This is a genomic window from Aedoeadaptatus ivorii (assembly GCF_030815095.1).
Classification (GTDB): Bacteria; Bacillota; Clostridia; order Tissierellales; family Peptoniphilaceae; genus Aedoeadaptatus; species Aedoeadaptatus ivorii.
This window is the reverse complement of the sequence record NZ_JAUSWF010000004.1, coordinates 86,744-108,183: the sequence shown is the minus strand read 5'-3', so window position 1 is coordinate 108,183 and position 21,440 is coordinate 86,744. Positions and strand designations below refer to the sequence as shown.

Annotated in this window: 24 protein-coding genes and 1 tRNA gene; 18 read left to right on the top strand and 7 right to left on the bottom strand. The window is 55.4% G+C overall.

The genetic code is table 11. The features are described from left to right. Positions 1-67 precede the first annotated feature (67 nt). The 3 genes from QO008_RS03995 (at position 68) to QO008_RS03985 (ending at position 2,206) form a co-directional block, all read left to right on the top strand. On the top strand, positions 68-1,318 hold the full coding sequence (locus QO008_RS03995) for a dicarboxylate/amino acid:cation symporter (RefSeq protein ID WP_307384601.1): 1,251 nt from the start codon (positions 68-70) through the stop codon (positions 1,316-1,318). 143 nt (positions 1,319-1,461) lie between these two features. Continuing rightward, on the top strand, positions 1,462-1,737 hold the full coding sequence (locus QO008_RS03990) for a GNAT family N-acetyltransferase (protein ID WP_126466212.1): 276 nt from the start codon (positions 1,462-1,464) through the stop codon (positions 1,735-1,737). Between the two features lie 19 nt (positions 1,738-1,756). After that, a complete protein-coding gene (locus tag QO008_RS03985) occupies positions 1,757-2,206 on the top strand; it encodes a redoxin domain-containing protein (RefSeq protein ID WP_126466211.1) in 450 nt (149 codons plus the stop codon). Positions 2,207-2,258: 52 nt separating this feature from the next. Here QO008_RS03985 and QO008_RS03980 read toward each other — a convergent pair whose 3' ends face one another. Then, positions 2,259-3,254, bottom strand: a complete 996-nt coding sequence (locus QO008_RS03980) for a YeiH family protein (protein WP_307384599.1) — start codon at positions 3,252-3,254, stop codon at positions 2,259-2,261. Between the two features lie 68 nt (positions 3,255-3,322). Beyond that, positions 3,323-3,904, bottom strand: coding sequence for a rubrerythrin (rbr, locus tag QO008_RS03975; RefSeq protein WP_126466209.1), 582 nt, complete (start codon positions 3,902-3,904; stop codon positions 3,323-3,325). A 126-nt stretch (positions 3,905-4,030) separates the two neighbouring features. Between rbr and QO008_RS03970 the strand changes: the two genes are divergently transcribed. Genes QO008_RS03970 through QO008_RS03930 form a run of 9 tightly spaced genes read left to right on the top strand, consistent with a single transcriptional unit; the run spans position 4,031 to position 10,904 of the window. After that, the gene (locus tag QO008_RS03970; protein ID WP_126466208.1) at positions 4,031-5,155 is read left to right on the top strand and encodes a pyridoxal-phosphate-dependent aminotransferase family protein; all 1,125 of its coding nucleotides are present in this window, start codon (positions 4,031-4,033) and stop codon (positions 5,153-5,155) included. A gap of 51 nt (positions 5,156-5,206) precedes the next feature. After that, the gene (tmk, locus tag QO008_RS03965) at positions 5,207-5,827 is read left to right on the top strand and encodes a dTMP kinase (RefSeq protein WP_126466207.1); all 621 of its coding nucleotides are present in this window, start codon (positions 5,207-5,209) and stop codon (positions 5,825-5,827) included. Beyond that, complete coding sequence (locus QO008_RS03960; RefSeq protein WP_307384597.1) at positions 5,824-6,150, top strand: cyclic-di-AMP receptor; 327 nt, start codon at positions 5,824-5,826, stop codon at positions 6,148-6,150. Before tmk ends, QO008_RS03960 begins: the two co-directional genes overlap by 4 nt. Before the next feature lie 10 nt (positions 6,151-6,160). Beyond that, positions 6,161-6,436: a cyclic-di-AMP receptor gene (locus QO008_RS03955; RefSeq protein ID WP_164715266.1), complete on the top strand. Its 276-nt coding sequence runs from the start codon at positions 6,161-6,163 to the stop codon at positions 6,434-6,436. Further along, the gene (locus tag QO008_RS03950) at positions 6,436-7,272 is read left to right on the top strand and encodes a DNA polymerase III subunit (RefSeq protein ID WP_307384595.1); all 837 of its coding nucleotides are present in this window, start codon (positions 6,436-6,438) and stop codon (positions 7,270-7,272) included. The genes QO008_RS03955 and QO008_RS03950 overlap by 1 nt, the downstream gene beginning before the upstream one ends. 1 nt (position 7,273) lies before the next feature. Then, a complete protein-coding gene (locus QO008_RS03945) occupies positions 7,274-8,128 on the top strand; it encodes a PSP1 domain-containing protein (protein WP_307384594.1) in 855 nt (284 codons plus the stop codon). Next, on the top strand, positions 8,118-10,073 hold the full coding sequence (locus tag QO008_RS03940) for an alpha/beta hydrolase (RefSeq protein WP_307384593.1): 1,956 nt from the start codon (positions 8,118-8,120) through the stop codon (positions 10,071-10,073). The genes QO008_RS03945 and QO008_RS03940 overlap by 11 nt, the downstream gene beginning before the upstream one ends. 53 nt (positions 10,074-10,126) lie before the next feature. Next, positions 10,127-10,390: a hypothetical protein gene (locus tag QO008_RS03935; protein ID WP_126466201.1), complete on the top strand. Its 264-nt coding sequence runs from the start codon at positions 10,127-10,129 to the stop codon at positions 10,388-10,390. Between the two features lie 31 nt (positions 10,391-10,421). After that, complete coding sequence (locus QO008_RS03930; protein ID WP_307384590.1) at positions 10,422-10,904, top strand: ferritin; 483 nt, start codon at positions 10,422-10,424, stop codon at positions 10,902-10,904. 53 nt (positions 10,905-10,957) lie between these two features. Here QO008_RS03930 and QO008_RS03925 read toward each other — a convergent pair whose 3' ends face one another. Continuing rightward, a complete protein-coding gene (locus QO008_RS03925; protein WP_307384588.1) occupies positions 10,958-12,907 on the bottom strand; it encodes a fructose-1,6-bisphosphatase in 1,950 nt (649 codons plus the stop codon). Between the two features lie 79 nt (positions 12,908-12,986). Between QO008_RS03925 and QO008_RS03920 the strand changes: the two genes are divergently transcribed. Continuing rightward, positions 12,987-13,496, top strand: coding sequence for an adenine phosphoribosyltransferase (locus tag QO008_RS03920; protein WP_126466198.1), 510 nt, complete (start codon positions 12,987-12,989; stop codon positions 13,494-13,496). A 25-nt stretch (positions 13,497-13,521) separates the two neighbouring features. Here QO008_RS03920 and QO008_RS03915 read toward each other — a convergent pair. Continuing rightward, a tRNA-Gly gene (locus QO008_RS03915) sits at positions 13,522-13,595 on the bottom strand. Positions 13,596-13,654: 59 nt separating this feature from the next. Here QO008_RS03915 and QO008_RS03910 point away from each other — a divergent pair. From QO008_RS03910 to QO008_RS03895, 4 genes are all read left to right on the top strand, one after another. Continuing rightward, entirely contained in the window at positions 13,655-14,227 is a 573-nt protein-coding gene (locus QO008_RS03910; RefSeq protein WP_307384585.1) for an HD domain-containing protein, read from the top strand. Positions 14,228-14,559: 332 nt separating this feature from the next. Beyond that, positions 14,560-15,741, top strand: coding sequence for an acetyl-CoA C-acetyltransferase (locus QO008_RS03905; protein WP_307384687.1), 1,182 nt, complete (start codon positions 14,560-14,562; stop codon positions 15,739-15,741). Positions 15,742-15,768: 27 nt separating this feature from the next. Then, on the top strand, positions 15,769-16,548 hold the full coding sequence (locus QO008_RS03900; protein ID WP_126466197.1) for an enoyl-CoA hydratase-related protein: 780 nt from the start codon (positions 15,769-15,771) through the stop codon (positions 16,546-16,548). A gap of 30 nt (positions 16,549-16,578) precedes the next feature. Further along, positions 16,579-17,427, top strand: a complete 849-nt coding sequence (locus QO008_RS03895) for a 3-hydroxybutyryl-CoA dehydrogenase (RefSeq protein WP_126466196.1) — start codon at positions 16,579-16,581, stop codon at positions 17,425-17,427. A 122-nt stretch (positions 17,428-17,549) separates the two neighbouring features. Here QO008_RS03895 and QO008_RS03890 read toward each other — a convergent pair whose 3' ends face one another. Both QO008_RS03890 and QO008_RS03885 read right to left on the bottom strand, forming a co-directional pair. Further along, positions 17,550-18,074 (bottom strand): nitroreductase family protein, encoded by a 525-nt coding sequence (locus tag QO008_RS03890; RefSeq protein WP_126466195.1) that lies wholly within the window; start codon positions 18,072-18,074, stop codon positions 17,550-17,552. 10 nt (positions 18,075-18,084) lie between these two features. Continuing rightward, positions 18,085-18,759, bottom strand: coding sequence for an MBL fold metallo-hydrolase (locus QO008_RS03885; RefSeq protein ID WP_307384581.1), 675 nt, complete (start codon positions 18,757-18,759; stop codon positions 18,085-18,087). 110 nt (positions 18,760-18,869) lie between these two features. On the opposite strand from QO008_RS03885, the gene QO008_RS03880 reads away from it, so the two are divergent. Further along, on the top strand, positions 18,870-20,105 hold the full coding sequence (locus QO008_RS03880) for a S1C family serine protease (protein WP_307384580.1): 1,236 nt from the start codon (positions 18,870-18,872) through the stop codon (positions 20,103-20,105). 70 nt (positions 20,106-20,175) lie between these two features. On the opposite strand, the gene QO008_RS03875 is transcribed toward QO008_RS03880, so the two are convergent. Next, positions 20,176-21,333, bottom strand: coding sequence for a CAMP factor family pore-forming toxin (locus QO008_RS03875; RefSeq protein ID WP_307384577.1), 1,158 nt, complete (start codon positions 21,331-21,333; stop codon positions 20,176-20,178). Positions 21,334-21,440: the final 107 nt, after the last annotated feature.

Sequence of the window (21,440 nt, the reverse complement as noted above, 5' to 3'; positions counted from 1 at the left end):
GGAATTCCTTAAGTTTGTTATAATGGAGTCATGGTATTATACATAGTCAAAAACTAGGAGGTTCACAATGAGTGAAAAGAAAAAATTCAGTCTGGGACTGATTCCCCGACTGATCATCGCGATCCTCTTAGGGGTGCTGGTAGGAAGTTACTTACCCGAAGTCGTCACCAAAATCGCAGTGACATTTTCTGCGAACTTCGGTAAGTTCTTGAACTTCATCATCCCCCTGATGATTATCGCATTTGTCAGCAAAGGTATCGCCGACCTCTCCGAGGGTGCCGGTAAGCTGCTCTTGGCTACGGTTGGCCTGGCGTATTGCTCCACCTTGATCGGGGGCTCTTTGTCCTATATCATGGCGAGCAATATTTTCCCGAGCTTTATCTCCAAGGAAATGGTCGCAGAAATTCAAGGCGCCACCGAAAAGACCGTCGAAGCGTACTTCGAGATTCCCCTCGAACCGGCGATCGACGTTACCGGGGCTTTGGTCCTCGCCTTTATGGTGGGTCTGTGCGTTTCCATATTGAGACAACGGGGCACCGGCGACGGCTTCTACACCTTGGTAGACGAATTTAACGAAATGATTAAGATGGTTTTGGCCAATGTCATTATTCCCTTACTTCCTTTCTTTATCTTCGGGAACTTCGCAAATATGGCCTACTCCGGCAGTGTATTTGCAATCCTTTCCATCTTTATCCGCATCTTCGTCTGCATCCTGATTCTCCACGTGCTCTACGTCTTTGCGATGTTCCTCGTGGCGGGCACCTACACCAAGAGAAATCCGGTTCAATCTTTTATCAAGATGATTCCGGGCTATCTCACCGCTGTGGGTACCCAATCTTCGGCGGCTTCCATTCCCGTCAATGTGGAATGTAACCGTCAAATCGGGGTTACCCGACAGATCCGCGAATTCGTCATCCCCTTGTCGGCGACGGTACACTTGCCCGGTTCTATGATCACCATTACGGCCTGTGTATATACTTTGCTGTATATGTATAATATGCCCCACGGCTATGGCCTGTTGATTCAATTTATCGCCGTATTGGGCGTGGCTATGGTGGCGGCTCCCGGCGCACCGGGCGGCGCGGTAATGAGTGCCCTGCCCTTCTTGCCGGTGGTCGGCATCGCGACGGATTCTCCCATCGCGGCCATCCTCGTCTCCCTCTATCTGACTCAGGACTCTTTCGGTACGGCGGCCAACGTAGCCGGCGACAACGCGATTTCTATGATCGTAGAAAAAATCTACTACGACCATATCGTCAAGCGTCCCAAGCCGAATATCGAAGACGAAGAAGAAGACACGGACGAAATTGCTGTATAAATACCGTATAAGAAGAGGTCCCTTCGGGGACCTTTTTTTGTCGCAGAAATTGACGATTTCTTTGCGGTTTTGGGTATATACACATATATCGATGAGGTTCGGATGCGAACCGACACAGTAAGAAGACAGTAAGGAGGAGTCCCATGGACATTCGATACGAACCCGACAATCACCGGGTCGCCGCCTACGAGGACGCAAAGGAAGTCGGGGAGGCGATCTATCGGGAAGCAGAGGACATTTGGGTATTGGACTGTACCTGCGTGGACGAGCCGAACAAGGGGCGCGGCATCGGCGGCGAGCTGGTGGTGGCCCTGGCGGGCGAGGCGAGAAAGCGCGGGGTAAAGATTATTCCCCTATGTCCCTACGCCAAGCGCGTATTCGATACCGATGCCTCCTATGCGGACGTACGCAAACACTGATACCTGAAGGGAGAAAATGATGACGATTGTAAAAAAAGGCGACAGCGCGCCGAAATTCGTACTTCGGGATCAAACCGGCGAGAAGGTCGACTCGAAGGATCTAAAGGGAAAGGTGCTTTTGGCCTTTCACCCGCTGGCCTTTACCTCTCTGTGTACCGACCAAATGCGCGATCTCGAAAACGCCTATGAGGATTTCGAAAAGCTGGGCGTGACCCCCTTCGGCATCAGCGTGGATGCCCATCCGTCAAAGGGCGTGTGGGCAAAGAGCATCGGTCTCGGAAAACTCAAGATCCTCGCCGACTTCGAGCCCAAGGGCGACCTCGCCAAGCAGTGCGGGGTCTATATCGACAAGGCTGGCATCAGCGGACGCGCCGTCGTGGTCTACGAGGATGACGCGGTGATTTGGTGCAAACAATACGAACAAGACGAGCGGCCCGATGTCGACGAGATTCTTTCGGCGCTCCGATAAATTACAGCGCAAAAAAAGAGCAGGTTCTTTTGAACCTGCTCTTTTTCTTCGATTACCAAATGCCCATAAGATGTTGCATCAAAAGGCTTACGACGGCGATCGAGACCCAGCAGATGCCGCCCAAGGCGAGGGCGCTTCCGCCGGTTTTTACGAGCTTTACGATGTCGGTGTTCAGCCCGATGGCCGCCATTGCCATGGTGATGCAGAATTTCGAGAGGGTCTTTAAGGGAGCAAAAAACGCGCCGTCTATGCCGATGCCGGTAAGTACGGTGGTTAAGATCGATGCCGCCAAAAACAAAAAGACGAAGTAAGGGAGCACGTTTTTTATCGAGACCGCGCCTCCTCCCGCCTTGGTTTTTCGGTAGGCGAGGAACAAGGTGATGGGGAGGATGGCCAGGGTGCGGGTGAGCTTTACCGTGGTGGCGATGTCGAGCGCATTGGAGGCGTGCATCGCATCCCAAGTGCTCGCCGCCGCCGTCACCGACGAGGTGTCGTTGATGGCGGTGCCGGCAAAGATCCCGAAGCCCTCATTGGTAAGTCCCAATATGCCGCCCAGGGTGGGAAAGAGGAGGGCCGCCAGCACATTGTAGAAGAAGATGACAGAAATCGCCTTGGCGATCTCTTCTTCCCGCGCTTCGACGACCGGCGCGGTGGCGGCAATGGCACTGCCGCCGCAGATCGAAGAGCCCACGCCCACCAGCGTCGCCGAGACGGGGGTGATGTCGAGCTTTTTTTGCAAAAGGTACGACACAATCAACGCCGTGGCGATGGTGGAGATGATGATGGGCAGGGACTGGGCGCCGACGCGCAGCACTTCGAAGAGATTCATGCCGAATCCCAAGAGCACCACCGCGAGCTGCAGTATGTATTTCGCGGTAAAGGAAATGCCCGGATCCAACGCCGTGCGGGGAAACGAGAACCGTGCCAGAATCATGCCGATCAAAATGGCGAAGACGGCGCCGCCTACGATGGGAAAGGACTTGCCCAAGAAGGTCGCCGCCAAGGCAATCACGGCGGCGAGGAGCATGCCCGGAATTTTTTGTTGCATAAATGCCTCACTTTCCGTCCCCGAAGGGACAAAGAAAGGGGCCGGCGAACCGGCCCCTTCCGCGCTGTTTAATACGTTTCTTTAAAGAGTTCGAACCACTTTTGGGGGTGCACGCAGGCGGGGCAAACATCCGGCGCGGTCTTGCCTTCGTGGATGTAGCCGCAGTTGTTGCACTTCCAGAGGACGACTTCGTCGCGTTCGAAGAGGCGGTCGTTTTTGACATTGTCCAGGAGCTTTTTGTAGCGGTCCCGGTGCTTTTCTTCTACTTCAGAGATTTCGGTAAATGCCTCGGCGACTTCGTCGAAACCCTCTTCTTTGGCGATTTTGGCGAAGGTCGGATACATATCCGTCGCTTCGTCGTTTTCGCCGGCGATGGCCGCTTCCAGATTGGCGGCGGTATCGGCATAAGTAACGGGGAAGTTCCAGTCCACATTCAGTTCTTCGTGGGTCATTTCCGCGGTGAGGAATTTATAGAAGCGCTTGGCGTGCTCTCTTTCGTTGCGAGCGGTTTCCTCAAAGATATTGCGAATTTGAATGGATGCGTCTTTTTCCGCCTGTTTGGCGTACATGGTGTAGCGCATATTCGCCTGGCTCTCTCCGGCAAACGAAGTGAGCAGGTTGACGGCGGTTTTGCTGCCTTTTAATGTCATTGTCTACCTCCTGTGATCGAAATCATAACGGTATACCTCCATCATACTCCACTTTTTCGGCGTTTTCAACACGACCGCTTCGTGATATACTGATACCGTATGCAATCGTTTCAATAGGAGGTAACTATGAAAATTTTGTGCGCAGGCCCTACGACCATCGATCCGCGTGTAGAAAAAGCCATGCAAGGGATTGTTACCAATCCCGACCTGGATCCGGAATATGAAAAGTTCCACCGCAATGTGGAGAAAAAGCTTTCCCGCGTGGTACATACCGACCGCCCTTCGATCATTATGTTGGCCGAAGGCATGCTCGCCTTGGAAGGGAGCGTGTGCTCTTTGATGGAACCGGGCGAGCGCGTATTGGTGCTTTCCAACGGCTTTTTCGGCGCGGGTTTTTCGGAATTCGTCGACTTTTTCGGCGGCGAAGCGGTGCTGTTTGAAGGCGATTTTCGCCACGGACTCGACGTCGACGCGCTGCGGGCGTTTTTAGAAAAGGATTCGGACTTCGCCCTGGCGACCATGGTGCACTGCGAAACCCCCTCGGGCATCACCAACGACGCCGCCGCCATCTGCAAACTCTTAAAGGAATACAGTATCCTCTCGATCGTCGACTGTGTCTCGTCCTTCGGCGGCGAAGACATCGACTTCGACGAAAGCGGCATGGACATTCTTCTCGGCGGCACCCAAAAGTGTCTGAGTGCGCCGACGGGTCTTTCGATTTTGACCCTAAGCGAAGCGGCGGAACAAAAAATGCGAAATCGCAAGACGCGGATTCCCAGCTACTATATGAATCTCTTAAACTATCTCGACGTGAGCGAAGATTTCGCCTTTCCCTACACCATGAGCGAACACCTGACCTATGCCTTAAACGAGGCGCTGGACCTGTGGCAAGAACGCGATTCGATCGCCCTACATAGACAATACGGCGAGATTACGAGAAAGGCCTTCGTCGACAGCGGTTTTACCCTGTATCCGAAGGACGCCTTTTCCGATACGGTAACCGCCGTCTGCGTGCCCGATGGCATGACCGCCACCGAGATCTTAGACCGCTGCCGAGAAAAGGGCGTCATGATCTCCAAGGGCGTGGGGGAACTCCACGATGGGCTGATCCGCATCGGACATATGGGGTCGAACATCTCCGAAGAGAACTTCCGCGCGCTCTTTACGGTTTTAGACGAAGTCTTTGGCGAGGCGGGCATGGCCGATACCCGATTTCTCGAGACCTTCGAGGCGGCGATTGCGCGCGCGTGATTTTCGCATAGGGTGCGTGTGGTATAATAATAAAAAGAAGGGGGGATTTCCATGAAAGGCATATTTGTCGTAATCGAAGGGCCCGACGGATCTGGAAAGAGCACCGTGGCGCGGGGCATCGAATCGTACTATCGCCTTCGAGGGGTAGACGTCATCAGCACCCGGGAGCCGGGGGGTACCGCGATCTCCGAGGAAATCCGCGATATTCTGCTCTCGCCCGAGAACAAGGAGATGCACCCCCGCACCGAGGCGCTCTTGTATGCGGCGAGCCGCGCCCAACACGTGGAAGAGCGCATTATTCCCGCCCTCGAGGCGGGGCAGCTGGTGATCTGTGAGCGGTTCGTCTTCTCGAGCCTCGTCTACCAGGGCCTGTGCCGGCAACTGGGGCTTTCGGCGATCGAGGCGATCAACGAATTCGCCACCGCGGGCCTTTCGGCCGACATCACCATCTATTTAGACAGCGCCGAGCACTCCTCGCTTTCCCGCATCGGGGATCGAAAGGCGGATCGGCTGGAATCGGACGAGGGCATTTTGGGATCCGTAGAGGAAAATTACCGCATCCTCTCCCGCAAATGGGACGACCGCCTGGTGCGGATCGACGCCTTTTTGCCGCAGGAGGAGGTCCTGGCCCGTTGTATCGAAAGCATAGAAAAGGAGCGCAATCAACGATGAAACTGATATTTGCCATCGTGCAGGACCAAGACGCCTCCGGCTTGATCGACGTCCTGACCGAAAAGAGATTCCGCGTGACGAAACTGTCTTCTTCCGGCGGCTTTTTGAAATCCGGAAACACCACCCTCTTGATGGGCGTAGAGGAAGAAGATATGGACGAACTCTTGACGATTATGGAGGAAAACTGCTCGGTACGCGACGAGCCCGCCTCTATGGTCGCCATGACCGCGCCGGGAGAATCCTTCCTGCCCTATCCGCTCAATGTGCGGGTGGGCGGCGCCACGATCTTTATCCTCGACGTGGCGGAATACAGCCGCTATTAAGGGGGCCGTCATGGAAAAGATGGTCTTTGCCATAATCGCCGACCGCTTTATCGGCGACTTTATCGACGAATTGATGGAAGAGGGCATATCCGTTACCGAGATGGCGTCCACCGGCGGCTTTCTAAAAGAGGGAAACACCACCGTGGTCATCGGCATTCGGGCGGAGCAGGAGGCGCGCTTAAAAGATATCTTTCAGCGCATTATCGGCGATCGCCACGATCCCGAAGATCCCCACGCCGGCGCCCATGTGTTTTCCGTCAATTTGGAAAAGGGCATGCAGATATAATGAAACATACACAGAGCTTTCCCGCAGGCGGGCTGCACAGCTACATCCTCAAGGGATCGGGTGAGGGTGCGCTCCGTCGGGGGCGGGAATTTGCCATGGCTCTACTCTGCCCGGAAGGGGACGCCCCTTGCGGGCATTGTGCTTCGTGCCGCCAATTTGTATCGGGGGCGGGGGACGGCAAAAACCACCCCGACTATTTCGAGATCCTGCCCAGCAAAAAGACGCGAAATGCCTCCATCAAAAAAGAGATGGTGGAAGACGTCATCGAAGAGGCGTCCATGACCTCGTATTTGGGGGGCGGCAAGGTGTTTTTGTTTTCGGAATTCGAAAAGACCACCGTCGAGGGCCAAAATGCGCTGTTAAAACTGTTGGAAGAGCCGCCGGCTAAGACGTCGTTTCTCTTGCTGAGCGCCCATCCCGACCGCATTCTGCCGACGGTTCGGTCGCGCTCGGGCTATTACGAACTCCGCGTAGAAGAAGCGGAGACCGACCCCGTCCTCAAACGAGAAACATTTGCCATGCTCCACCGCCTATTTGCGCGGCGGGAAGAGGCATTTCTCGCGCGGAAGTTGGTGGAGGAGAAGAAGGACGACATCGATCCGCTGTTCGCTTGTATCGAAAGCTATCTGCGGGATATGGCGGTATGGCTCGAGACGAAAGATGAAAATCGGCTCTACAACGGCGAGTTTCGGACGCAGATCGCGGCCGATGCCGAAAAGGCAGGGCCCCGCGTCTACGACATGATCGAGGCGCTCTATACGGTCTACGACTTAAAGGAACACAATGTGAATCGCGGCTTTGCGATCGAATGGATGCTGTTAGAATTTGGGGGATAGGATGAAAGACGTAGTGGGCGTTCGCTTTAAGGAACGCGGAAAAATCTACTACTTTGCGCCGCACGGCGAGGCGCTTGCGGTGGGCGATGCCGTTATCGTAGAGACCGCCCGGGGGATTGAATACGGGTATGTCGCGATTGCGCATAAGACCGTGGCCGACGACAATGTGATCGGCGATTTAAAGCCCGTGCTCCGAATCGCCACCGAGGCGGATCGGGACCGGTATATCGCCAATCGCAATCTTGCCCGCGAAGCGTTGTTGATCTGCGAAAAAAAGGTCGCGGAACACGGGCTCGACATGCACCTTATCTCCTCCGAGTACACCTTCGACAACTCCAAGCTCCTATTCTACTTTACCGCCGACGAGCGGGTGGACTTTCGACGCCTGGTGCGCGATCTCGCCGCCATTTTTCGCACGCGGATCGAGTTGCGCCAAATCGGGGTGCGCGACGAGGCGAAGATGATCGGCGGAATCGGCGGTTGCGGCCGGGAATGCTGCTGTTCGTCGTACTTGACGGAATTTTCGTCGGTGGGGATCCATATGGCGAAGGACCAGGGACTTTCGTTGAATCCCGACGCCATCAGCGGCGTTTGCGGTCGCCTGCTGTGCTGTCTGCGCTACGAGCAGGAAGGCTACGAAGAAAACCTGAAGCGCCTGCCCCGCCCGGGCAAAAAAGTCGTCACCCCCGAAGGCCGGGGCGTAGTGGTAGAGACCTCGACTTTGCGCGCGTTGGTCAAGGTCAAAATCCACGGCGACGATGGCTTCGAGTACCATGTGTTTCCGGCGGACGAACTAGAGCGAGAGGCCGCGTGCGGCCAAAAAGGCTGCGGGGGAGGATGTCGCCATGAAGCCTAGGCTACAGCTTCTTATCGGTACCCCGTCGGCGCGCATGTCGGGGCTGATGGCCCTTATCGCCCTTATGGGCGTCGACGCCTTTCCCGGGTTTTACTTTCAGACCCGCATCCCTCACATCGTCGCGGCGGCGGCCGTGTGGGGGATATATTTTTGCCTACTGCACCTCGGCCTGCGCGCCTTTCGCCGATTCTTCGGGCGGCATATGTCGCCCGCGGCGGTAGAGGCGGTGCTTCTTGCGGCCGCGATTTACGGCGTACTGGAAGAGGAGCGGCAGGTGCGCGGCTTGGGGCCCGCGAACGACCTATATTTTTACGGCATCGCCGTCGTCACCGTGCTCTGTATATGGTTTGCCGTCGATCGGCTTTCGAGTAAAAAAGCGTGCCCTTTTCGCATCGCGGCGGGGGCCTTGTGGCTCCTGCCCGTCGTGCTTTTTTACGGCCTCCCCGGCGGCGGCAAACAGCCGCCGAAGGCGCCGGCCGATCGCACGATCCCTGCGCGCTACCCCTGGGAAAAAGTGGTCTACGGCCCCGATCATACGATCGACTTCGGCACGGCGGACTACTCCGCCTACGCCCGGGTGCCCGCGCGGCAGGAGAAATTTCGCCTGTGGCAAAACGGCTACGATCTGCAGTCGATCCCCTTTGAAGGCGAAATCTACATACCCCGCACCGAGGAGAAGGTGCCGGTGCTGTTTTTCGTACACGGCAACCACAATATGATCGAGGACAATATGGAGGGATACGGCTATTTGGGGCGGTATTTGGCGGCGCGGGGCATCGGCTTTGTCTCGGTGGAAGAGTCGCATTTTAACGCCTATTTGGGCAAGGGGCTCCGGGCAGAAAACGACGCCCGCGCGCTCTTCTTGTTGGACCATGTGGACAAGATTCTGCACGAAAGCGCCCTGAAAGACCGCATAGATCCCGAGCGGATCTATCTGGGCGGCCACAGCCGGGGCGGCGAGGCGGCGGCCATTGCGGCGGCGCTTTCCGATCTGCCCTACGACCCCGATACGGGGAAAAAGACGCCCGAAATCCCCGTGGCGGGCGTGCTTTCGGTGGCGCCCACCGACGGCCAGTTTCGCCCGGGCGATGCGCCGGTGGAACTGAATGTGCCCTATTTTTTGATTCAGGGCACCCACGACCAGGACGTGGCATCGATGGAGGGCATGAACCAGTACGAGCGGACGAGTGCCGATCGGCGGCAGATTTTGATCGACTACGCCAACCATACGCAGTTTAACGAAAACTGGGGGCGATTGGACCGGGAGGGGCTTTCGGCGCTCTATTTGAACACGGCCGATATATTGGAAGCGCGCGTACAGCGAGCGTATCTCGAATTGCTCGCCTACGCCTTTGTCGCAGACGAGACGATCTTCGAGGATCTTGCCGCCTACCTCCCCGATGGGGGCTACGCGCTTCGCCGCGACAGCCCGTCGAAGGTCCTCGCCGACTTTGAAGAGGACGCCGATCTCACCACCGGAACCGCCGAGGGCGTGCGCATCGACGGCAAAGACGCCGCTATCTGGCGCGAAGGCGCCTTTTCGCCATCCGGACGGGGCGGCGAAAACCGCGTCCTCACCTTTAGCGGCAGGGTAGAAATCGCCCTTCCCGCCGGCGGCGGCACAGATCTCGTTATGGATGTGGCGGCGAAGCGGGGCGCGCCCGATTTTACCCTCATCCTGGAAGACGCGGCGGGCGAGCGGGTGTCCTTTCCTTCCGATGCGAGAACGCTTCACGCAAGCCTTTCCGCGGGCTTTCTCAAATGGCAGCACCTCGCCGATATATGGGAATACAAAACGGCGCTCGAGACGATCGCCTTCGGCGCCGAGGAGATGCGGGCCCAAAACCCCGCCTTTTCGCTCGGGGCGCTTACAAAAATCGTCATCGAGTCCCGGGGAGAAATGCAGATCGACCGAATCCGCACGACAGAAAAAAAGTCTGATTAAACTATGCTTTCGCGGGTATAAAATCTACGAACAGGAGTTCGGGGGTTGAGTTCATGCACGATACGCTTTTAATTAAAAATATTAATGTGAAAGAACCGGGTCAACGGAACGTATTCTTTCACATCGGGGATATGGATGAGAATCGGGATACCCTTATGGATCTCCTGAACCGTACCGAAAGTCCCTATTACGGCAGATGTTCGTTCCGCTATAACGGGATCCGTATGCTTCTTTCCGTAGAAGAGATCCCGGAAGTCGTTCGCTGTCTCGTACAGTCCGGCATGAAAGTTTATAGCGTGTATGAACCGTATGTATAGAATGTATAGACTTTTTTTCTAAGGAGGAAGTATGTCTAACGAATTGACACAAAAGTTAAACGAGCAGTTTAACTTCGAAATTGAATCCGCTTATATCTATATGGCCATGGCCGCCTATGTAGACGACCTGGGCATGAAGGGCTTCAACCACTTCTTTGTGGAACAAGCCAAGGAAGAAATGGAACACGCCCGCGCGTTCTACGACTTTATTTCCGAAATGGACGAAACGCCGGTATACGAAGGCATTCCGAAGCCCGAAAAAGAATACGGCAACTTCGAGGACACCTTCCGCGCCGCTTTGGACCACGAAAAAGAAGTAACCCGTAGAATCAAAGAGATCTACAAGCTCGCCATCGAAGTGGGATGCTTGGACACCCAACAATTTCTGAACAAATTTATCGAAGAGCAACGCGAAGAAGAAGAGACCTTCCGCGATCTCGTACAGGAATTGGAACGTATCAAAGAAAACTGGGGCGGCCTCTATATCCTCGACGGAAAATTGGCCCACAGATAAACGGCACACAAAAAATCCGGCATTTGCCGGATTTTTTTATGCTCATATTTTCTTTATCGCCTTTCGCGGAGCTTGCCCGTGCGGTACAGTTCCGCCAAGGTATACAGATCGCGGATCTTTTCCTTGAGCGCATCGCCCGCGTCGGAATCCTCCAGCAGGCGGCGCTCGTCGTATTCGAGGACGAACTCCATCGACGAGGTGATGTCCACATTTTCTTCGATTAGATCCGCCTCATTCGCCAGGGGCGCGTGGGCGGCGAGGAGGATGCCGTAGGAATTGGAGATCAGCGTATAGCCCGAGGTGCCCGTCGTCTTTTGGTACGCCCGGGCAAAGCCGCCGTCGATGACGATGACCTTGCCGTTTGCCTTGACCGGATGTTCGCCCTTGGCGCGCTTTACCGGGGTGTGGCCGTTGATGATCTTGGCGCGGGGATCGTCGAGGCCGAAGGCGTGTAGGATCTTTTCTGCCGTATCGGCGTCTTCCCGCAGGCGGAAGTAGGGGTTCTTCTTTTCGTAATGGGTTTCGGGATCTTCGATAAAATAGCGCTCGAAGGTGGTGATGCCGTTCTTGCCGAAAAGCGGCGAGTCGGTGCCGCACCATAGATAGAGCATCAGATCCGCCGCTTCTTGCTGCGCCGCGCCGTGGCCGAATACGCCGATCCGCACCGCATCGTCGAGGGCATCGAGCAGCGCCTTTCCCGCCAGGGGCCGACCCATAAAGCGGGTCATTCGAAAATTGCCCGCTTCGTCGAGGGGAATGCAGCCATGAAACAGCAGATTGCCGTTACAGATTTTATACATGCCGCCCCGATCGACGATAAAGCGGATATGCCGCTTCAGCTTTTCGCTCCCCATAAAGCTCGCCCGCAGCCGTTCTACCACTTCCTCTTCTTCTCGGGTAAAGGCGTAGGGATCGGCGGGATCGACGGTGGGGAAGTCATCGTCGCGCAGGGGATAGGTCACATCGCCCACGGTCACGGTCTTCTTCTTAAGGTCCATGCGGTGTAGGTGGAGCATATCGTCCATTTCGTACTCGGGATGCCTTCGGATCAACCGGCCCTCCGCCTTAAACTGCAGCACCGATATCGCCTTGTGAAGGCGCGCAATCGTCTCGTTTCGCTCCGCCTCCGGCGCGGGATTGCGGGGGTAAAAGGGCGCGGTGGGCGCGTATTGTTTGGCGTAGTTGAAGAGCGGCAGCAGATTGATGCCGTAGCCGTCTTCGAGGGTAGAGAGCACATTGTAGCGCAGGGCGATGCGCACCACATTGGCGAGGAGGGGAAAGTTTCCCGCCGCCGCGCCGATCCAGGCGATGTCGTGATTGCCCCATTGGATATCGACATTGGGGTGGTGCATCAGGGTGTCGACGATCTTTTCCGCTCCCTCGCCCCGGTCGTAAATGTCGCCGATCACGTGGAGCGTTTCGATGGCAAAGCGCACGCAAAGATCTGCCAGCGCGCGGATATAGCCCTCCGCCTCGCCGGTTCGCACGATATACTCATACACCCTATGTACGTATTGTTCCTTGTGGCGAAAGCTCGGCTCCTCCAGGAGAAGAATGTCGAGCACCTCGGCGCGGTTCGGGCGAAAGGCGCGGGCGATCTTTCGGTGATCGTATTTAGCCGCCACCCGCTTCGCCACGAGAATCATATCCCCGAGGGTCTCTAAGAGCAGCGCTTCATAGGCGCTCCGCTCCATCTCCCCCTCCAGCGCCCGAAGTTTCGCCTTGGGATAGTAGAGAATGGTGGCGAGGCGCCGTTTTTCTTCTTCGGATTTTTGGGGAAACAGTTCGTCGATATAGCGGCGCAGCACCCCCGATGCATTTCGGATCACGTGGGCAAAGGGGCGAAATTCCCCGTGCAGATCGCTTACGAAGTGTTCGGTGGGCTTGGGCAAAAGGAGCGCCCCTTCGCTCAGGACGGCTTCCCCCAGCGCCTGCTTGCGGTCCGGGTATTGTTTCGCCAAAAGGCGGTAGTATTTCATATTGGATGCGTCGATGTTTTGCATGCAGATCCCTCCCGTTTTCTTATACCCGTTTCTCGGAACCTGAAAAAATGCTATACTGAAGGGGAGAAAGGAAGGGCACATGGATTTAAAAGAATCAATCAGAAGCATCGAAGACTATCCCCAAAAAGGCGTCACCTTTCGGGACATCACCACCCTCTTAAAGGACAAAGACGCCTTTCGAGAAGCCATTCGGCGCATGGCCGAGGCGGCGCGCCGCTACGAGGTCGACAAAGTCGTGGGCATCGAGGCCCGGGGCTTTTTGTTGGGCACGCCCCTCGCTTTGGAACTGGGCGTGGGTTTTGTACCCATCCGAAAACCCGGCAAGCTCCCATACAAAAAACGCAGCGTCACCTATGATCTGGAATACGGAAACGACGGCATAGAGATCCACGAAGATGCGATCGCGCCAAAAGAAAAGGTGCTGATCGTCGACGATCTCTTGGCCACCGGCGGCACGAGCCTCGCTGCCCAGCAGCTGGTAGAATCCTTGGGCGGCGAGGTGGAGGCATTCGTATTTTTGATCGAACTCGACGCATTGAACGGGCGCAGCCGCATCGCGCGTCCGGTAGAGAGCGTACTGCACTACTAAATAAAAAAAGGACCCCGTGGGTCCTTGGAGCGGGTGAAGGGAATCGAACCCTCGCGATCGGCTTGGGAAGCCGAGGCTCTGCCACTGAGCTACACCCGCGTGTATGACGAATATTTTACTCCTCGCGAAAATTGCTGTCAAGTCTGGAGGGAATTTCCGTGAATGCAACAGAGGCCATGGCGCTGGTCAAAAAATACAATAAGGACACCTACCATATCGAGCACGCCCGGGCGGTGGGCGATGTCTTGGCGCATTTTGCCGAGACCATCGATCCCGATCGCATCGAGTATTGGCGGGCGGTGGGGATTCTCCACGATGTCGACTACGAGCTGCACCCCGATCGGCACTGTATCGCCGGCGAGGAGATCCTCCGCGCCGAGGGGGTAGAGGAGGAGATGATCCGCTCCGCCATGAGCCATGGTTGGGCCATGACCGGTACGCCTCACGAGCCCGAAAACGAGATGGACCGCGTGCTCTATGCGACCGACGAATTGACGGGCATTATTTTTGCCGCCAAACAGATGCGCCCCAGCCGGTCGACTTTGGACATGAATTTGAAGAGCGTAAAGAAAAAATTTAAGGACCGCAAATTTGCGGCCGGCTGCGACCGCGATCTGATCGAGCGCGGGGCGGCCCTTTTGGGCATGGAGATCGATGTGCTCTTGGCGATGACCTTGGCGGGCATGCAAAAGGGCGAGGCGGCACGCGCCGAAAATACGACAGATATATAATGAAGACGAAGACGAATTTGCACTCGTCTTCTTTTTTTATGGGACTGTAAAATCAGGTGAAAATTTTGCAAATCCTTTTCCTATAAGATAAAGGGGGTGTTAAATATATAGCGAATTGGGAAAATTGACGCCGTTTTAGCGATTTCGACTTTGTGTAAAAAATAATTATCCCAAAACCATGCGGTTTGAAACGCCGTTTCTCTTGAAAAAAAATTAACAAATTTTACCCAAATCTATTGACGAAGCTGCTTTTACAATTTATAATGCAGATAGAAGCTGGAAAACACTTTCAGAAGGTCCACGAGATCTTCGTAGAAAATAAGGGAGGCTATATAATGAAAAATGTTGTAATCGTAAGTGCAGCAAGAACGCCGGTCGGCTCTTTCGGCGGCGCATTCAAAAACGTAAGTGCCGTGGACCTCGGCGTCGTGGCGGCAAAAGCGGCGATCGAACGCGCAGGCATCAAGCCCGAAGACGTAGAAGAAGCCGTTATCGGTAACGTTCTGCAAGCCGGTCTCGGCCAAAACGTGGCACGCCAAATCATTTTACACGCAGGTCTGCCCGAAACTACCCCGGCCATGACCCTAAACAAGGTCTGCGGTTCTGGTCTGCGCGCGGTTTCCCTCGCGGCACAAATCATCAAAGCCGGCGACGCGGACATCGTATTGGCGGGCGGTACAGAATCCATGTCCGGTGCTCCGTTTATCTTAAACGACGCGCGTTGGGGCGCTCGCATGGGCGAAAAGAAGCTCGTCGACGAAATGATCAAAGACGGTCTGTGGGATGCCTTTAACGACTACCACATGGGCGTTACCGCAGAAAACGTAGCAAAAGAATACGACATTAGCAGAGACCAACAAGACGAAATCGCCGCCGTCAGCCAACAAAGAGCCAGCAAGGCGCGCGAAGACGGTACCTTCGACGAAGAAATCGTCGCCGTAGAAGTAAAGGGCCGTAAGGGCAAGGTCACCGTAGTCGACAAAGACGAGTACATCCGCGACGGCGTAACCAAAGAAGGCATCAGCGGCATGAAGCCCGCATTTATTAAAGACGGTACCGTTACCGCCGCCAACGCATCGGGTATTAACGACGGTGCGGCGATGGTTATCGTAATGAGCGAAGACAAGGCGAAAGAACTCGGCTTGGAACCCATGGCAAAGATCATCAGCTACGCATCCGCCGGGGTAGATCCCAAGGTTATGGGTACCGGCCCGATCCCCTCTTCCACCAAGGCATTGGAAAAAGCCGGCTGGGAATTCTCCGAACTCGACCTGGTCGAAGCCAACGAAGCCTTTGCCGCACAAGCAGGCGCCGTTTCCAAGACCCTCGGCCTCGATCCGGAAAAGACCAATGTCAACGGCGGTGCCATCGCAATCGGTCACCCCATCGGTGCATCCGGTACGAGAATCCTCACCACCTTGTTGTATGAAATGAAGAGACGCGACGCCAAGAAGGGTCTTGCTACCCTCTGTATCGGTGGAGGTATGGGTACCGCAATGACCGTAGAAAGATAAAACTGCGGACAGAAAAGGAGTGCCTATATGGACTTTCAATATCTAATCGTCGAACGAGAAGACGCCGTCGCCACCGTCACCATTAACAAACCCAAGAGCTTAAACGCGCTGAATTCCGACGTATTGACGGAACTCAACCGTTGCTTTCAGGAACTCGACGGGGACGACGAAATCAAAGTGATCATCCTCACCGGCGAAGGCAAGGCCTTCGTCGCCGGTGCGGACATTTCGGAAATGCAACCCTTAAACGCGGCCGAAGCACACGCCTTTGCAAAGCTGGGCATGGACACCTTTATGTTGATCGAGCATCTCTCCAAACCCGTTATCGCCGCGGTCAACGGATTCGCCCTGGGCGGCGGCTGCGAGCTGTCTTTGGCCTGTGATATCCGCATTGCCTCCGAAAAGGCCGTATTCGGCCAACCCGAAGTGGGCCTGGGCATCACCCCGGGATTCGGCGGCACCCAAAGACTGCCGAGAACGGTCGGCGTGGGCATCGCCAAGGAATTGATCTATACGGCGAAAAACATCAAGGCCGATCGCGCCTATGAAATCGGCCTGGTCAACGCCGTCGTCGCGCCCGAAGAGCTGATGGACGAAGCCAAGCGCATGGCCGATACCATCGCATCTAAGGGATCCAAGTCCGTTTCCTACGCAAAGGCCGCCATCGTAGACGGCATACAAGCGGACATCCACACGGGTATGGACATCGAAAAATCCGCCTTTGCTTTGTGTTTCGCCACCGACGACCAAAAGGAAGGCATGGCGGCATTCTTGGGCAAACGAGCCCCTGAATTTCAAGGAAAGTAATCGTTAATTGATTGGAATAGGAGGACATTCATGAAAATCGGAGTTATCGGTTCCGGTACTATGGGACTGGGCATCGTACAAGTTACGGCTACGGGACACGAAGTGGTGATCAAGAGTAGAAATCTCACCCAAGAAAAGATCGACAAGATCACCGGGAAGGTAGAAAAAGCCTACGCCAAAAACGTAAGCAAGGAAAGAATGACCCAAGAAGACATGGACGCCGCTATGAAGCGCATCTCCATCGTCGAAGACTTCAAAGACCTTTCCGACTGCGATCTCATCATCGAAGCCGCTTCCGAAGATCCGGAAATCAAAAAAGACTACTTCAAACAATGTGACGAGCTCTGCGACGAAAAGACCATCCTCGCAACCAACACCTCTTCTTTGAGCATCACCGACATCGCAGCGGTAACCAACCGCCCCGACAAAGTCATCGGCATGCACTTCTTCAACCCGGTTCCCATGATGAAACTCATCGAAGTCATCTGCGGCATCAACACCAGTGAAGAAACCAAGAAGGCCATCATCGAGCTCTCCGAAGCCATCGGCAAGACCCCGGTCGAAGTCGACGAAGCCCCCGGCTTCGTAGTGAACCGCATCCTGATCCCGATGATCAACGAAGCCATCGGCATCTACGCAGAAGGCATCGCCTCTGCCGAAGACATCGACACCGCCATGAAACTCGGCGCCAACCACCCCATGGGACCCTTGGCACTGGGCGACTTGGTAGGCCTCGACGTCGTCCTCGCGATTATGGACGTACTCTACAATGAATTCGGCGACAGCAAATACCGCGCACACATCCTCCTCAGAAAGATGGTTCGCGGCGGCAAGCTGGGCCGCAAATCCGGTCAAGGTTTCTTCGATTACAGCAAATAAGAAGAAATTCCTTCTCCCGCAATGCACAGACAAAAGAGCGACCGCAGGGGTCGCTCTTTTTGCTGTCTATAGTAAGAGGCAAGAGGCAGAAAAAATCCCCGGTCTCCCGGGGATTTTGCGGATTAGAAAGAATCCGTATGGAGTTTTTCCGACGCGTCGAAGGGCTTTCTCTTGGGCAGGCGTTCGTCTTGCTTGCCGAAGGGGATCAGCGCCAGCACGCCGTATTCCGGTGGAATGTTAAACAACTTCTTGACCGCCGCCTCGGCGTCTTCGCCCTCTTGGGTCTTTTGGTCGCGGATGTTCACCCAACTGGAGCCGAAGCCCTCTTCTTCTAAGAGCAGGCCCAAGTAGCTCGCCGCGATGCTCGCCTCTTCCACCCAGGTGGAGTCGACGCTGGTGTTGCCCATGACGATCAGGATTTGGGGCGCATCGGATAGGTATTTGGTGCCGTAGCGCTTGATCGCCGCCAGCTTGCGCTTCTTTTCCTCGTCTTCCACCAATAGGAATTCCACCGGGTGGGCATTGCCCTTGCTGGGGCCCATCGACGCATACATCAACACCTCGAGCAAAGTGTCGCGATCCATGGTTTCCCCGGGGACGTATTTGCGTACCGCCCGGCGCTTTAAGATTCGTTCTTTCAGTTCCATAACTGCCTCCTTATTGAATATTTATGTCAAAGACCTCGCCATCTTCTTTCAGACTGTGAATTTCCGTCGCATAGGCCTCTTCGAATTTGTCGCGAAAGGCCTGCGACAACGGAAAGTCGCCCCACAAATGCAGGGGAAAAAAGTGGCGGGGTTTGAGCTTACGCAAAAAGTATTCGCTGCTGAGATAATAAAAATCCTTCATACGGGGATCGACGATGCCCATCACCACGTCGATGGGGGCAAACGCCGCGGCCTTGTCCGCTTCGCGCATAAAATCCTGTGCCATGGCCTCGATGTCTTCGGCCGAGTAGCGGGGCCAGAGCCAAAAGTTCAAATCGCCGGAATGGTAGATTGTCTTGCCGTCGATTTCTACGAGAATGCTCAGGCCCTCGTCGGTGGAGCCGAAGCCGTGAAAGACCATGCCGTCGACCTCGATGGCTTCGTCCGTATGCAAAATATGCGCGTCCTCGATGGGATCATCGATGTCGAAGGACAGGATATACTGCGCCCGGTCCCTATGGCGATAGATCTCGGGGTTGAAGTGGTCGCCGTGGCCGTGGGTGGCGACAAAATAGATCGCCTTGTCCGTGGGCAGATCGAGCGGCCCTTCGGTGTAGTCGAAGACCAATACGCGGTCGGCGGTTTCGATGCGATACGAGCTGTGATGAATAAACTGAACCTTCATAGATCCCTCCTCCAGATCTATATACCCAAATACAAATCTTAGTAAAGGTTTCACCAAATAATCAAATGACGGGGGTATAGTTAGCATACAGTGTAAGAAAGGAGCGTACGATGGAACCGAACGAAAACGAAAATAGAGATACAAGACGCTATACTTACGAATACAACACAAAACCCAAGCGGCGCGGCGCGGGGGTCTGGATTCTTTGGGCGCTGATCTTTGCCCTATTGGGCGGCGTGGCGGGAGGATTCGTAACCTACCGCATGATGGATACGCCGCGTGTGTCCGAGGGCATTATGGCGTCGCCGGCACAAGGCAAGCAAGAAAAGAACGTGAAAAAACAGGACCGCGATCATCAGGCGGGTATCGTAGAATCGGTGGCGGAGGCCGCTATGCCTTCGGTGGTGGGGATCACCACCTCGATGACGCAAAACACGCCGATGGGCCCCATGGCCGTAGAGGGAAGCGGCAGTGGATTTGTGATTGCCGAGGACGGCTATATCCTCTCCAACGCCCACGTGGTGGGGGCGGCGGACAACACCGTAAAAGTGTTGTTTAACGACGGCTCCGAAACCGAGGGCAAGGTCGTCTGGTCCGATACCACGATGGATTTGGGGCTCGTCAAGGTAGACCGCACGGGTCTGAGCCCCTTGAAAATGGGCGACAGCGACAGCATCAATATCGGCGAGATCGCCGTCGCCATCGGAAACCCGCTGGGGCTAGACTTTCAGCGTTCGGTAACGGCAGGGGTGATTTCGGGTCTGAACCGGAGCATCGGCGAAGTGCAGGGCAATTATATGGACGGCTTGATTCAAACCGATGCCTCCATCAACCAGGGCAATTCGGGCGGCCCCCTCTTAAACAGCGAAGGGGAGGTCGTGGGGATCAACTCGGTCAAGATCGCCACGGCAGAGGGACTGGGCTTTTCCATTCCCGTAAACACCGCCAAGCCCATTATCGAGCAGGTCATCAAGACCGGCGACTTCCGCTCCGTCTCTGTGGGGATCGGCGGCTATAGCGTAAGCGCCGTAGAGCGAAGCGGCTACGATTTGGGAACCGACGGTAAGGGCGTCCTCGTCGGCGGCGTACAGGCCGACAGCCCGGCCGCGGCGGCGGGACTGCAGGTCAACGACATTATCCTAAAAATGGGCGACCGGGAGATCGAATCCATGGCGCAGCTGCGCAGCGAACTCTATAAGTACAAGCCGGGCGATGCGGTGAAGCTCACATTGATGCGAGACGGCAAAGAACTCGTCGTCGACCTCACCTTTACCGACTACCAGGCTCCGCAGGCGCCCACCGAAAACAGCAGAAAGCGACGGGGATTTTTCCCGCCCTTGGGATAAGCGGTAATGCATACAAAAGGCAACAAAAAAAGGCCATGCGGCCTTTTTTTGTTGCGCGCTTTGCCTTGTTTTATTCGGCGGGCACTTTTTCGACGTCGGGTGCGACTTCGGCTTCTTCGACTTCCGCGTCGGTCTCTTTGTTTGCGGCTGCGTCTTCGCCGGTTTCTTCGGCTTCTACAGCTGCGTCTTCGCCGTTATCTTCGGCTTCTCCGGTTTCTTCGCCTTCTATAGCCGCGTCTTCGCCATTGTCTTCCGCGTCGACGGCTTCTTCGGCGTCTTCAGCGACTTCTTCGGGAGATTCGGTGGCGAGCGCATCGGTTGCCGTTTCTAAAAGCGCATCCAAGGCTTCGATTTGTGCGTCTACGGCTTCCTTAGAGGCGCTAGCATCGTTTTTTACGGCGCGTGCTTCGGCCAGTGCCTTGCCCAATGCGCGGCGCAGTTCTGCGTGTTCTGTGCCGGTGGCTTCTTTGCGGAGTGCGGTGCCCTTTTCGATGGCCTCTGCCAAGATTTCTTTGGCCGCGTCGATTTCTGCGATTTCTGCGGAAATTCCTTCATTGGCGGTCTTGATTTCTTGGAACTGTTGTTGGAAGAGGAGCGCGTATTCCCAAACTTCGCCGGTGGTAATGCGGTTTTTCGCCAACAGACGATCCGCATCGTGGATATATTCGGTGAGCTTTTGGCGGAGTTCTTTTTTCAGGGGGCCGGCCAATTCTTGGCTGCGGTATTTGCGCGCTTGGCGGATGTCCACCCGCAGGGAATCCTCTTTTATATACATCGTGGCGTAGTCGTCGGCGGTCAGATCGGGGGAATCGATCCCTTCTTGGGTGACGGCTTGTAGGCGTTCGGTTTCTTTTTGAATGGCGTCTTTCGATGCGAAGACGTCTGCCAGATAGCCGACCGCACGGGTGATTTCAAATCCGATGCGGCGGTGTACCGTCTCGGGCTTCATGCGCAGATCCCGCGTCGCAATCGTGGTGCTTTCGATCGCCGTCGTTGCCAATTCGTAGCGGGGGCCGGTGGTTTCCGCTTGGTAGGCCTTGAGCCGTGCGATCAATTTGCCGACAATGGTTTGATTGGACAGGTCCAAAATCCCCGCAGAAAGGCGGCTGCCGATGGCAGGGCGCTTCGGCGCATCGGCTTCGGCGGCATGTGCGATTACCGGCACATTCATCTGCAGGGCGAGGGAAGCGGCCAGTGCGACGGACAAAATTTTCTTTTTGTTCTTCATCATCATCCTCCTTTGACAAACGTCCTAAGGATCGGGCGTCTGAATATATAAAACTACTCGTACGCCGGCAACGAATCGGAAAATAATTAGAAACAATTCCTGTAATT